Source organism: Loktanella sp. IMCC34160, assembly GCF_004145845.1.
Classification (GTDB): Bacteria; Pseudomonadota; Alphaproteobacteria; order Rhodobacterales; family Rhodobacteraceae; genus SELP01.
In genome coordinates, this window is record NZ_SELP01000003.1 from 445302 (window position 1) to 458271 (window position 12970).

13 protein-coding genes are annotated in these 12970 nt (G+C 62.6%); 8 read left to right on the forward strand and 5 right to left on the reverse strand.

The genetic code is table 11. The annotated features are described in order from the left end of the window. Positions 1-7: 7 nt before the first annotated feature. Entirely contained in the window at positions 8-673 is a 666-nt protein-coding gene (locus EU803_RS10370; RefSeq protein WP_129682480.1) for a flagellar hook capping FlgD N-terminal domain-containing protein, read from the forward strand. Here the strand turns inward: EU803_RS10370 and ubiB are convergent. Both ubiB and ubiE read right to left on the reverse strand, forming a co-directional pair. Beyond that, the gene (gene ubiB / locus EU803_RS10375) at positions 670-2208 is read right to left on the reverse strand and encodes a 2-polyprenylphenol 6-hydroxylase (protein WP_129682482.1); all 1539 of its coding nucleotides are present in this window, start codon (positions 2206-2208) and stop codon (positions 670-672) included. The two genes, EU803_RS10370 and ubiB, sit on opposite strands and share 4 nt — an antisense overlap. A gap of 1 nt (position 2209) precedes the next feature. Continuing rightward, entirely contained in the window at positions 2210-2962 is a 753-nt protein-coding gene (gene ubiE / locus EU803_RS10380) for a bifunctional demethylmenaquinone methyltransferase/2-methoxy-6-polyprenyl-1,4-benzoquinol methylase UbiE (RefSeq protein ID WP_129682483.1), read from the reverse strand. Positions 2963-3046: 84 nt separating this feature from the next. Here ubiE and mutM point away from each other — a divergent pair, with 84 nt between their 5' ends. Continuing rightward, positions 3047-3913 carry a bifunctional DNA-formamidopyrimidine glycosylase/DNA-(apurinic or apyrimidinic site) lyase gene (gene mutM, locus EU803_RS10385; protein ID WP_129682485.1) on the forward strand — a complete coding sequence of 289 codons (867 nt, stop codon included), beginning with the start codon at positions 3047-3049 and terminating at the stop codon, positions 3911-3913. A gap of 63 nt (positions 3914-3976) precedes the next feature. After that, positions 3977-4753: an enoyl-CoA hydratase gene (locus tag EU803_RS10390; RefSeq protein WP_129682487.1), complete on the forward strand. Its 777-nt coding sequence runs from the start codon at positions 3977-3979 to the stop codon at positions 4751-4753. On the opposite strand, the gene EU803_RS10395 is transcribed toward EU803_RS10390, so the two are convergent. The 3 genes from EU803_RS10395 to EU803_RS10405 are packed head-to-tail and all read right to left on the reverse strand — an operon-like array spanning position 4750 to position 7677. Further along, entirely contained in the window at positions 4750-5487 is a 738-nt protein-coding gene (locus tag EU803_RS10395; RefSeq protein ID WP_129682489.1) for an aspartate/glutamate racemase family protein, read from the reverse strand. The two genes, EU803_RS10390 and EU803_RS10395, sit on opposite strands and share 4 nt — an antisense overlap. Before the next feature lies 1 nt (position 5488). Next, positions 5489-6625 carry a Xaa-Pro peptidase family protein gene (locus EU803_RS10400; protein WP_207209186.1) on the reverse strand — a complete coding sequence of 379 codons (1137 nt, stop codon included), beginning with the start codon at positions 6623-6625 and terminating at the stop codon, positions 5489-5491. Between the two features lie 2 nt (positions 6626-6627). Continuing rightward, positions 6628-7677: a pyridoxal-phosphate dependent enzyme gene (locus tag EU803_RS10405; protein ID WP_129682493.1), complete on the reverse strand. Its 1050-nt coding sequence runs from the start codon at positions 7675-7677 to the stop codon at positions 6628-6630. A 199-nt stretch (positions 7678-7876) separates the two neighbouring features. On the opposite strand from EU803_RS10405, the gene rpsT reads away from it, so the two are divergent. The 5 genes from rpsT to EU803_RS10430 all read left to right on the forward strand — a co-directional run bounded on the left by rpsT (position 7877) and on the right by EU803_RS10430 (position 12967). Then, positions 7877-8140 carry a 30S ribosomal protein S20 gene (gene rpsT, locus EU803_RS10410; RefSeq protein ID WP_129682495.1) on the forward strand — a complete coding sequence of 88 codons (264 nt, stop codon included), beginning with the start codon at positions 7877-7879 and terminating at the stop codon, positions 8138-8140. 546 nt (positions 8141-8686) lie between these two features. Then, complete coding sequence (gene dnaA, locus EU803_RS10415; RefSeq protein WP_129682497.1) at positions 8687-10033, forward strand: chromosomal replication initiator protein DnaA; 1347 nt, start codon at positions 8687-8689, stop codon at positions 10031-10033. A gap of 110 nt (positions 10034-10143) precedes the next feature. Next, the gene (gene dnaN / locus EU803_RS10420) at positions 10144-11262 is read left to right on the forward strand and encodes a DNA polymerase III subunit beta (RefSeq protein WP_129682499.1); all 1119 of its coding nucleotides are present in this window, start codon (positions 10144-10146) and stop codon (positions 11260-11262) included. A 50-nt stretch (positions 11263-11312) separates the two neighbouring features. Then, on the forward strand, positions 11313-12422 hold the full coding sequence (gene recF / locus EU803_RS10425) for a DNA replication/repair protein RecF (RefSeq protein WP_129682501.1): 1110 nt from the start codon (positions 11313-11315) through the stop codon (positions 12420-12422). Continuing rightward, positions 12419-12967, forward strand: a complete 549-nt coding sequence (locus EU803_RS10430) for a GNAT family N-acetyltransferase (protein WP_129682503.1) — start codon at positions 12419-12421, stop codon at positions 12965-12967. Before recF ends, EU803_RS10430 begins: the two co-directional genes overlap by 4 nt. Positions 12968-12970: the final 3 nt, after the last annotated feature.

Here is a 12970-nt window from a genome sequence, read left to right on the forward strand (position 1 = left end):
ACTGGCCATGGAAATCGCACAAACGACGGCCCCACAGGCGGCGAAGACGCCCGCTCAGGCCGGATCGGCCTCGGTCATCTCGTCCGACTTTGAAACCTTCTTGAAGATGCTGACGGCGCAGATGGAGAATCAGGACCCGCTGAACCCGATGGATTCTGCGGATTACGCGGTGCAACTGGCGACCTTCTCCAGCGTCGAACAGCAGGTGCTGACCAATGATCTGTTGCAGGCGATGGCCCTGCAGTTGGGAAGCTCTGGAATGGCCGAGATGGCTGCATGGGTTGGGAAAGAAGCCCGTGCGGTCGCACCCGCCCATTTCGACGGGGCGCCGGTGACAGTCGCGCCCAACCCGGCCTCGATTGCAGACAAGGTCGAATTGGTCGTCCGGAACTCTGCCGGGCAGGAAGTGCAAACGCTGTCCATCCCGGTTTCTGCCGAACCGGTCCAATGGGCTGGCGTTTCGTCGGATGGCACGCCGTTCCCGCAAGGGCTCTATACCTTCGAGGTGCGCAGCATAGCCGGGGGCGACGTCCTCATGCAGGAACAGGCAGAGGTCTACTCTACGGTGCAGGAAGTCCGCGCCGAAGCCGGCGAAACGATATTGATGCTGGCTGGCGGGGTTGCCGTATCGGCCCTGTCGGTCTCGGCCCTGCGTGACCCGGCGTTCTTCTAGCCGCCGACCAGAATGGCAACGGCCGTAATGGACAGGGCCAGCGCCGCGCCGGTGGCGGCCCATCCGATGCGCCCGCACCAATCCGCTCTCGCAGGTTGGGTGGGGTCAGGGTTCAATTGCCGGACCAGGGCCGCCTCGGCCAGGTGCGGTAGCTTCGGCCCGAACCGGGACAGAACGACAAGCGTCCTTCCAAGGTCTCGCAGCACTGCGCGCGGCCCGATGCTTTCGGCGATATAGCGTTCCACGATCGGCCGGGCGACCTGCCAGATGTTGATATGCGGGTCCATGGACCGGGCGACACCTTCAACGACGACCATGGTGCGTTGCAGCAGGATCAGCTCTGTCCGGGTCTGCATCCCGAAGCGTTCGGTCACTTCGAACAGATAGGCCAGCAGGCGGGCCATGGAGATCCGGCTGGCATCCATGCCGAAAATGGGTTCACCCACGGCACGCAGGGCCCGGGCAAATTCGTCCACGTCCTGATCGGCGGGAACATAGCCTGCTTCGAAATGCACTTCGGCCACACGGTGGTAATCACGTTTGATGAACCCGAACAGGATCTCGGCATAGACGCGGCGGGTGTATTCGTCGATCCGTCCCATGATCCCGAAATCATAGGCAACGATGTCACCATTCGCGGCGACCTTCAGATTTCCCTGATGCATGTCGGCATGAAAGAACCCGTCGCGCAGAGCGTGGGACAGGAACAGCTCCAGCACCCGCGCGCCCAGCTTGGTCCGGTCGTGGCCGGCGGCGTCCAGCGCGGCATTGTCCCCGGAATTGGCCCCTTCGACCCAGTCCAGCGTCATCACCCGGCGCGACGACAAATCCCAGTTCACGCGGGGCACGGCAAAGCCTTCGTCCTTTTCCGTGTTCGCGGCGAATTCGGATGCGCCAGAGCTTTCCAGCCGCAGGTCCAGCTCTCCGCGAACGACACCGTCGAAATGTTCGATCACATCCATCGGGCGCAGGCGGCGCGACGAGGGGGAAAGCCGCTCGACCATCCCTGCCGCGAAATAGAAGGCATCGATGTCCTTGTAGAATGCTTTTTCGATGCCGGGGCGCAGCACCTTCACCGCGACCTCGGCCCCGGTGTCCCGCAGGACTGCCTTATGCACCTGCGCGATCGAGGCAGCGGCGACCGGTTCCGAGAATTCGGAAAAGACCGTGTCGATTTCGATGCCCAACTCCTTTGCGACCTCGGCCTTGGCAATGGCGGTCGGGAAAGAGGGAAGCTTGTCCTGCAAGAGACGCAGTTCGGCGGCCATGTCGTCGCCGACCACATCGGGCCGGGTCGACAGGATTTGGCCGAATTTGATGTAGGCAGGGCCAAGCGCGGTCAACGCGCGGGTCGCGGGCGGCAGTGACGGATCGCCCCGATACCCGAGCCAGCGGAAGGGCAGGGCAAGTGTCCGGGCGGTGAAGCGCAGCAAGGGGCCCGCCTCGAACGCATCAAGGACGATCTTCATCGCCCCGGCCCGCTCAAGTGTCGCGCCGGTTCGGATCAGCCGCCAGATATTGTGAGGTCCGCGCATGTCAGATTTTCCAGCCCGAATGCAGGCAGGCAATCCCCATCGACAGGTTGCGATACTTTGCGTTTTCGAACCCGGCGGACCGGACCATGTTCAGAAAGGTGTCCTGATCGGGGAACTTGCGGATCGATTCCACAAGGTATTGGTAGCTGTCGCGGTCATTGGCGATGGCCTGCCCCATGCGTGGGATGACATTGAAGGAATAGAGGTCGTAGGCCTTTTGCATCAGGTCGTTCGGGATCTGGCTGAACTCCAGAACCATCAGGCGACCGCCAGGGCGGAGGACGCGAAACGCTTCGTTCAGGGCCTCTTGCGGGCGGGTGACGTTCCGGATCCCGAAACTGATCGTGTAGACATCGAAGGTGTTGTCGGGAAAGGGCAGGGCCATTGCATCGCCCACCACCCAATCAAGGCTGTCGGCCATCTGCGCGGCTTCGGCCCGTTTACGCCCCTCGACCAGCATCGATTCCGTCAGGTCGAGGACGGTGGCATGACCGTGCCCGGCCCGCCCGAGAAACTTGAACGAGATATCCCCGGTGCCGCCCGCAACGTCGAGAAGCCGTTGCCCCGGCCGCGGAGCCAGCCAATCCATCATCGCGTCTTTCCAGACCCGGTGAATGCCCATCGACATGACATCGTTCATCACATCGTATTTCGACGCGACCGAGGTAAAGACGCCCTGCACGCGGCCCGCCTTTTCACCCTCTGGCACGGTCTGAAAACCGAAATGGGTCGTTGTCTTGTCGGTCTGGGTCATCGCACTTGCGGTCCTTCACGCATGCCCCAAGTATAGGCACCGAAAAGGGGCATACACCGGTCCCCGCCCCTAAGGAAGTGCAGCATGCCCGAATTGCCCGAGGTTGAGACGGTCCGTCGCGGACTGGTCCCCGCGATGGAGGGTCGGGAGATCACTTCCGCCATGGTGAATCGCCCTGATCTGCGCTGGCCTTTCCCCGACCGGATGTCAGAGCGCTTGACAGGTCGTAGGGTCCTGTCGTTGCGCCGCCGGTCCAAATATATTCTTGCCGATCTCGACAGTGGCGAGACCCTTTTGATCCACTTGGGCATGTCCGGCCGGATGTTGATTTCCGGGCAAGTGCTGGGCGCCTTTCACCACGATGTGGGCGTGATCGACCATCCAGAGCCGCAGAAGCACGACCACGTCGTCTTTGACATGGACGGCGGCGTGCGGGTGACGTTCAACGATGCCCGCCGCTTTGGCGCGATGGATCTGATGCCGACGACGCAGTCCGAGGGTCATTGGCTTTTGCGGGATCTTGGGCCGGAACCTTTGGGGAATTCCTTCAACGAGGCATACCTGATCGGGCGGCTGAAGGGGCGAAACACGCCGATCAAGACCGCTCTTCTGGACCAGAGAATCGTATCGGGCCTTGGCAATATCTATGTCTGCGAGGTGCTGTTTCGCGCGGGAATCAACCCGAAACGGAAGGCCGGACAGATATCGGCGACCCGCGTCGCCACGCTCGTCCCGCTTATCCGCGAGGTTCTGTCCGAGGCGATCGAGGCAGGGGGATCGTCGCTGCGCGATTATCGACAGGCCGATGGCGAGTTGGGCTATTTCCAACATGTTTTCAAAGTCTACGACCGCGAAGGCCAGCCCTGCATGACCCCGGACTGCACCGGGACCATCCGCCGATTCGTGCAATCCGGACGCTCAACTTTCGCCTGCCCGCAATGTCAAAGATAGCTTGATCGGCCCGCCGGATTTGCTAGGCATCGGGGTCTGTAGAACGTCAACAGAGGCCCGCGAATGGCATATGAGACCATCATCGTCGAAGTTCAGGACTATATTTCGACCATCACCCTGAACCGTCCTGACGCGTTGAATGCGCTCAATTCCCAGCTGCTGACCGAACTTTGTGATGCGCTGGAAGAGGCCGACCGCAGCGACAAGGTCCGCTGTATCGTGATCACCGGTTCGGAAAAGGCCTTTGCCGCCGGGGCTGATATTTCCGAGATGTCCGACAAGACCTTTGTCGAGATGTATGTGAACAAGTTTTTTGCGGCAGAAGCGGACCGGTTCAACAATACACGCAAGCCGATCATCGCCGCCGTGTCCGGCTATGCGCTGGGCGGGGGATGCGAATTGGCGATGATGTGCGATTTCATCATTGCTGCGGAGAACGCCAAATTCGGCCAGCCCGAGATCAACCTAGGTGTCATCGCCGGGATCGGCGGCACCCAGCGCCTGCCGCGCTACGTGGGCAAGGCCAAGGCGATGGACATGCATCTGACCGGGCGCTTCATGGAGGCAGCCGAGGCCGAACGCAGCGGCCTTGTCAGCCGCGTCGTGCCGGTCAAGAAGCTGAAGGAAGAGGCGCTGGCCGCCGCCGAAAAGATCACCGAAAAGTCGCTGGTCGCGCTGGCCGCGGCGAAAGATGCGGTCAACCGGTCCTACGAAATGCCGCTGAGCGAGGGGCTGGCCTACGAACGGGCGCAGTTCTATGCGCTGTTCGCGACCGAGGATCAGAAGGAAGGCATGGCTGCCTTCCTCGAAAAGCGCGAGGCGCAGTTCCGCGACCGCTAGGCCGTCAGCCTGCCAAACCGGCCCGCCATCGAAATCCCCGACAACCGGCACAGGTGCCATCCCAGCACCTGATTGCTGGACAGAACCGGCACGCCGATCCGGTCTTCGATCTCCTCGATCACGTCCAGCGTTCGTAGGTTTGTGCAGGACATGAACAGCGCGTCAAAGCCGCCCTTGGCCGCCAATGCCTCTGCGGCGGCAATAATGGACTGCGGCGCGATGCGTGCAACCGCGTCCTCGTTTTCTTCGTTGAAGCTGCCGAAAACCGGGGTCTCTATCCCGGCCCTGTTGACCGCCGCGCGCAGCGTCGCGCTGACTTCCTCGACGTAGGGGGACAGAAAGGCAAGCCGTTTGACCCCCAGATGTTCGCAGGCGGCGATCAGCGCCGACAACGGCTCGGTCACGGCGGCGGTCCGGCACCCCGCGACGATCATTTCCGCCACCCGTGCGGCCCCGATCACCGAGGTGCCCGAGGTGCAGCCGTAGCCCACCGCGTCAAATTCGGCGGGCAGGGGGAACAGGCGGGCCGATCCGGTCAGGTGGCTTTCCATGCGCGCCAGCGTTTCCTCGGTCACTTCCGGCGCGCTTTCCACCCGGCTGACGTAGAAGGCGACGCCGTCCAGTGGCAGCATCCTGCGCATGTCGTGTTCAATGGTTTCGTCGGATTGCAGCGTGACAAGGCCAATGGTGGCTCGTGTTCCCAGCTTGTCGGTCAGTTCATAGTCGAAATGCATCTCAGATCTCCGTCAGCGCTGGACCGGAAAACCGGGAAAGCCGTTCGGCGGCGCCATCGCGCACCACGATGTTTTCTTCGTGAACCAGATACTGGCCACCCGGGATCGTCATTCCCGGTTCCAGCGTCAGGACCATGCCCGGTTGCAGGACGGTATGGTCATTGGGGATCAATGACGGCCATTCGGTCAATTGCATCCCCAACCCGTGGCCGTAACGCCCCGCATCGGACCCGCCCGCGCCACCGGTCAGGATCTTGTCCATCGCATGAAACAGGTCGGCGGCGGTCGCGCCGGGCCGGGCCGCCTCATACGCGGCCTGTGTTGCCTCGATCAGCCGCGCGTGGGTGTCGCGGACCCGTTGGTCGGTCGCCCCGATGCCGAAATTGCGGTCGTAGTCGCAAGAATACCCGTCGTGCACCAACCCGGTGTCGAGCATCAGGACGTCCCCCGCAGCCAGTGGCGTATCGCGGGCCGGGGAAATCACATCGTCATAGCCCATCGGCCCGGCCCCCCCGGCCAGATAGGGCACCCAATCCGCACCTTCCTCCAGACAGGTCATCTGGAACCGCCGGAAGACCTCGGACAGGGGGGCGCCGGGGCGGGCGAATTCGTGAACCCGCGCAAAGGCCCGCCCGGCGATGTCGCAGGCGGTTCTGATCTTGGCGATCTCTGCATCCGATTTGACCATCCGAAGCGACCGCATGATCCCCTCGTCCGACAGAAGGCGAACGGCCTTTGACAGCCGGGTGTAGTCGGCGAGTGGCATCCGCAGGTGCGTTTCGTGTCCCATCGGCGTCCCGACAGGGGCGTCGCCTGCGACGGCCACCAGCGTCTCGGACAACAGGCTGATCCCATCGTCCGTCAGATCCGGCGATCGCCAGGTCCGAATGTCCGTGATCCAGGTCCGGGCCATCACCGGCCCCCCGATACTGGGAATCACGGCGATGGGGTCGCCCGCGGCAGGGACCACAACAAACCAGGGTCGCGTCGGGCTTTCCCAGAACCGTGTCAGGAATCCTGTGAAATATCGAACCTCGGGCTCCGTGGTCAGCAGAAGAGCGGCCAGCCCATTTTCGACCATCAGCGTCTGCGCGCGGAGCACCCGCGATCTGTATTCTTCCGGACCAAAGCCACGCATAATCAGGCGACCCCTTCGGACAGAAAGAACAGCACGTTTGATCCGGCGTCTAAGCCAACCGCCCGCGCTGCAACGATGGCCCCGGCGACCCCGGCGATCCCGGATTCAGAACCGGCAAGGCCAGCGTCGGCCATGAGCGGCATGGCGGCCGCCGCTTCCTCCTCGGTGATGGTCACGAAATCATCCGCATCACGGGCTAGCCCGGTCAATGCGATCAGCGACGCCTCCTTGCAATCAAGCCGACCCATCGCGGACACAGGGCCCGAGGTGGAGACGAACGTCCCGGCCTTGATCGATTCGTACAGCGCCGGGGCTGCCCCCGGCTCGACAACCACGATCCGAGGGGTCTTTCCGAAACGGGCGCGGGCCAGCGCGGCAACCGCCCCGGCAAGGCCGCCAACGCCGGCCTGAAGGAAGATGTGGGTCGGCGGCGTGGGGATCTGGTCGAACGCCTCTGCCGCCATCTGAAGATATCCCTCCATGAGCCGATGAGGGCGATCCATGTAACCCGGCCATGAACTGTCGGATAAAAGGATATGGCCGTTTGCCTCGGCGGATGCCTTGGCCAACGCCATGCTTTCTTCGTAATCGACCCCGGCGCGCACGACCTCGGCGCCCTTGTCGCGAAGCCGTTCCGCAAAGCTTTCGGGGACCGTTTCGGCGATATGTACGATGGCCTTTGCCCCGAAGACCCGCGCCCCGGCGGCAACAGACATCCCATGATTTCCGGCACTTGCGGTGATATAGGTGCGACCGGTCAGGGCGGTTGTCAGGTCTGTCGCCCCGGTTTCAACCGCGTCGCAGGCGATAACATAGGCCGCACCCAAGGCCTTGAAACTGCCCAACCCCATGCGGCCGCGTTCGTCCTTGACCCATGCGGCATCGGCGCCAAGCACCGTGGCAACTGAAGGCGCGGCCACAAGCAGCGTTTCCGCATGGGCCGGACATCGGCGCAGAAGCGCCGCGGGCGCCGCTGCATCAGTGGACGGAGCCGGAGCACCAACCGGTTCGGACAGGCCAACGCCACGCATTGAATTGGAGAGATGTTGCATTGGCGTGTTCCTTTTCCTTCTTCAGATTCAAGGCTAGGCGGGAAAACAAGGGAAAGGGCTTCCCTTTCCGACATTTTCTGCGTAAGAGCGCCGCCATACATGCGTGTGAGGCCCGCCTTGGCCGGAATCAGCCGGTAGTGAACCCGGTCGGGCCACTTGCGCTATTGAACATCAATTGACCCGACGAAGGGAAAGAAACATGGCTAACTCTCCTCAGGCGAAAAAGCGCGCCCGCCAGAACGAACGCCGCTTTGCAGTTAACAAAGCCCGCCGTTCGCGTATCCGCACCTACCTGCGCAAAGTCGAAGAAGCGATCGCTTCGGGCGATCAGTCCGCCGCCGCCGCTGCCCTGCGCGCTGCCCAGCCGGAACTGATGCGCGGCGTCACCAAGGGTGTCGTCCACAAGAACACCGCCTCCCGCAAGATGTCGCGCCTCGCGGCCCGCGTTAAGGCGCTTGGCTGATTCCAGCCTGAGACTTGTCAGAAGCTGACACGTCAAGATGACCAGATCAAACGCGCCCTTCGGGGCGCGTTTTTTGTTCTTCCTGCAACAGTGGTCGACCATTTCTTCAATGGTCACAAAGGGGCCAGAGATTCTTTTTCGCAATCCTCCGAGTCAAGCGCGTTGTTGTGTTGAACGGAGCTTTGCCGAGTTGCTAGCTTGCCGGTGCGATTCACATTGTTCCTGGGGGAACGCGGGTCGGATCAACGCATGAAGCCACTGGTGGGGACCAGGGGGGAAGGTTTCAAAGCGGACATGATCCTGTCGTGTACGTCACGGCATTCTACGACCTTTCGCGCCTGCGGTGTGCGGGCTGCGCCGATCCCCTTGACCGATGACCGTGTCGGTTTGCCGATACGGAGTCCGAAAGGACATTTGATACAGGTCCGCAGTGCTGGCCATCGATATTTTCGGTGGCGTCAGTGTTGTTTTGTGTCGGTTCGATGTGCGCGTCGGGAAGGGCTGCCGTTACAGGCCGGTGACAGTGCGATACGGGACAGGAATATTATGACGAACGAGAAGTGGGGACGGGTTCGCGAAACGCTGCGCGGGGCCATTGGGACCAGCAATTTTTCCAACTGGATTGAACCGCTGGTCTTTTCCGACTTCGACGATGGAATCGTCACCTTCGCCGTGCCCACCAGCTTTATCGGCAACTATGTCTCGCAGCATTTTGGCGATCAGATTGTCTACCAGATGAATCAGGCAGGGTCGCAGGTCAAACGGCTGCGGTTTTCGGTCGACGGGGCCACGCCGCGGGTGCTGCCCGCCCGCACCGCCGCCAACTCGACAGAGCCGGTCGAGTCCGACAGGTTGCCCGGTTCCCCGCTGGATTCCCGGTTCACCTTTGATACGTTCGTGGTCGGCAAGCCGAACGAACTGGCCCATGCGGCGGCGCGCCGTGTGGCAGAAGGCGGTCCGGTCACCTTCAACCCGCTGTTCCTTTATGGTGGCGTCGGCCTTGGTAAGACGCACCTGATGCATGCCATCGCCCACGAGCTTCAGTCGCGCCAGCCGCACCTGAACGTTCTCTACCTGTCCGCCGAGCAGTTCATGTACCGCTTCATCACCGCGCTGCGCGAACGCAAGATGATGGACTTCAAACAGATATTCCGGTCGGTCGATGTGCTGATGGTCGATGACGTGCAGTTCATTGCCGGCAAGGATTCGACGCAGGAAGAATTCTTTCACACCTTCAACGCGCTGGTGGACGGGCAAAAGCAGATCATCATCTCCGCCGACCGTGCGCCGGGCGAGATCAAGGACTTGGAAGACCGGATTCGGTCGCGTCTTCAATGTGGTCTGGTCGTCGATCTGCACCCGACCGACTATGAGCTTCGGCTTGGCGTTCTGCAGACCAAGGCAGAGCTGTACCGGTCGCAGTATCCGGGGCTGGAAATGGCGGATGGGGTTCTGGAATTCCTCGCCCACCGGATTTCGACCAACGTCCGCGTTCTGGAAGGGGCGTTGACCCGCCTGTTCGCCTTTGCCTCTCTGGTCGGGCGCGAGATCACGCTGGAACTAACGCAGGACTGCCTTGCCGACATCCTCAAGGCATCGGACCGGAAGGTCACCGTCGAAGAAATCCAGCGCAAGGTGTCGGAACACTTCAACATCCGTCTGTCCGACATGATCGGGCCAAAGCGGCTGCGGACCTACGCGCGCCCGCGCCAGATTGCCATGTACCTGGCCAAGCAACTGACCAGCCGGTCGCTTCCCGAAATCGGCCGCCGGTTCGGTGGGCGTGACCACACCACGGTCATGCATGGGGTCAAACGGATCGAAGAGCTTTCGATGAAAGACAGCCAGATCGCGGACGATCTGGAACTGCTGCGCCGCGCGCTCGAAGCTTGACGCTGCCGCGACAGTAAAAGACAGTCAGACAAAAGCACTTGAGCCCGGGCGGAAAACAGATAGGTTTTCCGTCCCGGTCAGGTGACCCCGACGACAGCGGAGCGAGGGAAATGAAATTCAGTATCGAACGCGCGGTGCTTCTCAAGGCCGTCGCACAGGCCCAATCGGTCGTGGAACGCCGGAACACGATTCCGATCCTCGCCAACGTCCTGATCGAAGCGGAAGGTGACAGTGTCCAGTTCCGCGCCACCGACCTTGATATCGAGGTCGTTGATCGTGCCCCGGCCAAGGTGGAACGGGCCGGTGCAACCACTGTTGCGGCGGTGACCCTGAACGAGATCGTGCGCAAGCTGCCCGATGGCGCCCTTGTCACCCTCGCCGAAGACGGCGCCAGCGGCCGCCTGACGATCGAGGCGGGGCGGTCCAACTTCTCGCTTGCTACCCTGCCCAAGGAAGATTTTCCGGTCATGGCGTCCTCGGACTACCAGACCAACTTCTCGGCCCCGGCGCCGATGCTGCGCCGCCTGTTCGACAAGTCGAAATTCGCGATCTCGACCGAGGAAACCCGCTATTACCTGAACGGCGTCTACATGCATGTGTCAGAGGCCGACGGGGGCAAGGTGCTGCGCTGTGTTGCGACCGATGGTCACCGGTTGGCCCGGATCGACGCGGACCTGCCCGAAGGGGCGGACGGGATGCCCGGCGTGATCGTACCGCGCAAGACAGTGGGCGAGCTGCGCAAGCTGCTGGATGACGACGAAGCCCAGATCGCCGTGTCCGTGTCGGAAACCAAGGTGCGCTTTGCCACGCCCGACATCACCCTGATCTCCAAGGTGATCGACGGGACCTTCCCCGACTATTCGCGCGTCATCCCCACCGGCAACACCCGCCGGTTGGAGGTCGACGCCGCAGAGTTCGCCAAGGCCGTTGACCGCGTGGCGACCGTGTCGTCCGAACGGTCCCGCGCGGTGAAGCTCAGCCTTGACGAAGATCGCCTGATCCTGTCGGTCAATGCCCCCGACAGCGGCGCGGCAGAAGAAGAATTGGCTGTCGCCTATGGCGACGAGCGGCTGGAGATCGGGTTCAACGCAAAATATCTGCTGGAAATCGCCAGCCAGGTGGACCGCGAGAATGCGGTGTTCCTGTTCAACTCTTCGGGCGATCCGACCCTGATGCGCGAAGGCAACGACACCAGCGCGGTCTATGTCGTGATGCCGATGCGCGTCTGACCTGTGGTCGGTTTGGTCACATCGATGAAATCTGGCAAGGGCCGCCCATCATGAGCGGCCTTTTCCTTGTCCGACTTACCCTATCGCATTTCCGGTCGCACAAGCGGGCGGCGCTTGATCTGGACGGGCGGCCGGTGGCGATTTACGGGCCGAATGGGGCGGGCAAGACAAACCTGATCGAAGCGGTCTCCATGCTGTCGCCCGGCCGCGGTGTGCGCCGCGCCCAGTCCGAGGATCTGATCCGCAAGCAAGAGGCGCTGGGCTGGAAGGTCACCGGGCACCTGCGGTCCCTGCACCAGCTGCACGAGGTCGAAACCTGGGCCGAACCGGGCACGTCGCGGCAGGTCCGGATCGACGGTAAGGCCGCACCGCAGGTGGCCCTGGGGCGGATTGGGCGGCTGCTGTGGCTCGTGCCGTCGATGGACCGTCTCTGGATCGAGGGCGCGGAGGGCCGTCGGCGGTTCCTTGACCGCGCCACCATGAGCTTTGACCCCGGCCATGCCGATGCGGTTCTGACCTATGAAAAGGCGATGCGCGAACGGAACCGCCTGCTCAAGGACATGGTGCGCGATCCGCATTGGTACACGGCGCTTGAGACCCAGATGGCCGAGGCCGGTGCGGCGATCCATGCAGGGCGCGTGCAGGCGATTGCGCAATTGATGGAGGGGCAAGAGGACGCGGAAACCAGCTTTCCGATTGCGGATTTGGGTATTGCGCAGTCCGATGACGGGGTAATGCCCGAGACAGCGGATGACCTGAGGCAGGCGCTGGCCGACAGTCGCCCACGCGATCTGGCCGCCGGGCGCACGTTGATCGGACCACACCGGTCCGACCTTGACGCCGCGTTTCGGGCCAAGGGGGTTCCGGCGCGGGACTGTTCGACCGGGGAACAAAAGGCCCTGCTGATATCATTGATCCTTGCCAATGCGCGGGCGCTGGCCCGCGATTTTGGCGCCCCGCCGATCCTGCTTCTGGACGAGGTCGCGGCGCATCTGGATGCGGCCCGGCGCGCGTCGCTCTATGACGAGATTTGCGCGCTTGGTGCGCAGGCCTTCATGACCGGCACCGGGGCGGAACTGTTCGAAGAGCTTGGAACCCGGGCGCAGCAAGTCGAGGTTCGGGACGAAGCGGGGCGTAGCGTGGTGGAGCAACTGTCATGACCGGCGCGCCGATCGACCGGATCGAGGAACTGCGGCTGTCGGCGGCGGACGATGCGGAGATTGCCGCACTGTTGGCAAGGGCCTTTGGTGACTCCGATTTTGGGGGGCGCAGTTTTCACCAGCAGCGCCATCACCTGCGGCTTGTCCTGCGTGATCCGCAGATCATCGGGCACATGGCCCTGATCTATCGCGCAATTCGGTTGGGCGATGCGCTTGTCGATATCGTGGGGCTGGCAGAGGTCGCAACCGACCCCGATCGCCGGGGCGAGGGGATTGCGACACGCCTCCTGACCGCCGCGATCGACGAGGCGAGAGGCAGCGGGGCGCAGTTCTTTGTCCTGTTCGGAAATCGCTTGATCTACGCAGGGCACGGGTTTCGGCGGGTCGCGAACCCCTACACTTATGTCACGCTGTACGGGGCCCGAACGGGCGCGGTGACACGCAGGGACGGGCAAGGGGCAGATGACGATATGATGGTCCTGCCGCTGTCGGATGTCCCATGGGATGAAACTGCCCATATCGACATGCTTGGGACAAAGTTCTAAGGC

Bases quoted from the DNA above. Each gene is read 5' to 3' on its own strand.
- rpsT (WP_129682495.1), top strand. From the start codon at position 7,877: ATGGCTAACTCTCCTCAGGCGAAAAAGCGCGCCCGCCAGAACGAACGC.
- EU803_RS10395 (WP_129682489.1), bottom strand. From the start codon at position 5,487: ATGCATTTCGACTATGAACTGACCGACAAGCTGGGAACACGAGCCACC.
- EU803_RS10430 (WP_129682503.1), top strand. From the start codon at position 12,419: ATGACCGGCGCGCCGATCGACCGGATCGAGGAACTGCGGCTGTCGGCG.
- ubiB (WP_129682482.1), bottom strand. From the start codon at position 2,208: ATGCGCGGACCTCACAATATCTGGCGGCTGATCCGAACCGGCGCGACA.
- EU803_RS10405 (WP_129682493.1), bottom strand. From the start codon at position 7,677: ATGCAACATCTCTCCAATTCAATGCGTGGCGTTGGCCTGTCCGAACCG.
- ubiE (WP_129682483.1), bottom strand. From the start codon at position 2,962: ATGACCCAGACCGACAAGACAACGACCCATTTCGGTTTTCAGACCGTG.
- recF (WP_129682501.1), top strand. From the start codon at position 11,313: ATGAGCGGCCTTTTCCTTGTCCGACTTACCCTATCGCATTTCCGGTCG.
- EU803_RS10370 (WP_129682480.1), top strand. From the start codon at position 8: ATGGAAATCGCACAAACGACGGCCCCACAGGCGGCGAAGACGCCCGCT.
- dnaA (WP_129682497.1), top strand. From the start codon at position 8,687: ATGACGAACGAGAAGTGGGGACGGGTTCGCGAAACGCTGCGCGGGGCC.
- dnaN (WP_129682499.1), top strand. From the start codon at position 10,144: ATGAAATTCAGTATCGAACGCGCGGTGCTTCTCAAGGCCGTCGCACAG.
- EU803_RS10400 (WP_207209186.1), bottom strand. From the start codon at position 6,625: ATGCGTGGCTTTGGTCCGGAAGAATACAGATCGCGGGTGCTCCGCGCG.
- mutM (WP_129682485.1), top strand. From the start codon at position 3,047: ATGCCCGAATTGCCCGAGGTTGAGACGGTCCGTCGCGGACTGGTCCCC.
- EU803_RS10390 (WP_129682487.1), top strand. From the start codon at position 3,977: ATGGCATATGAGACCATCATCGTCGAAGTTCAGGACTATATTTCGACC.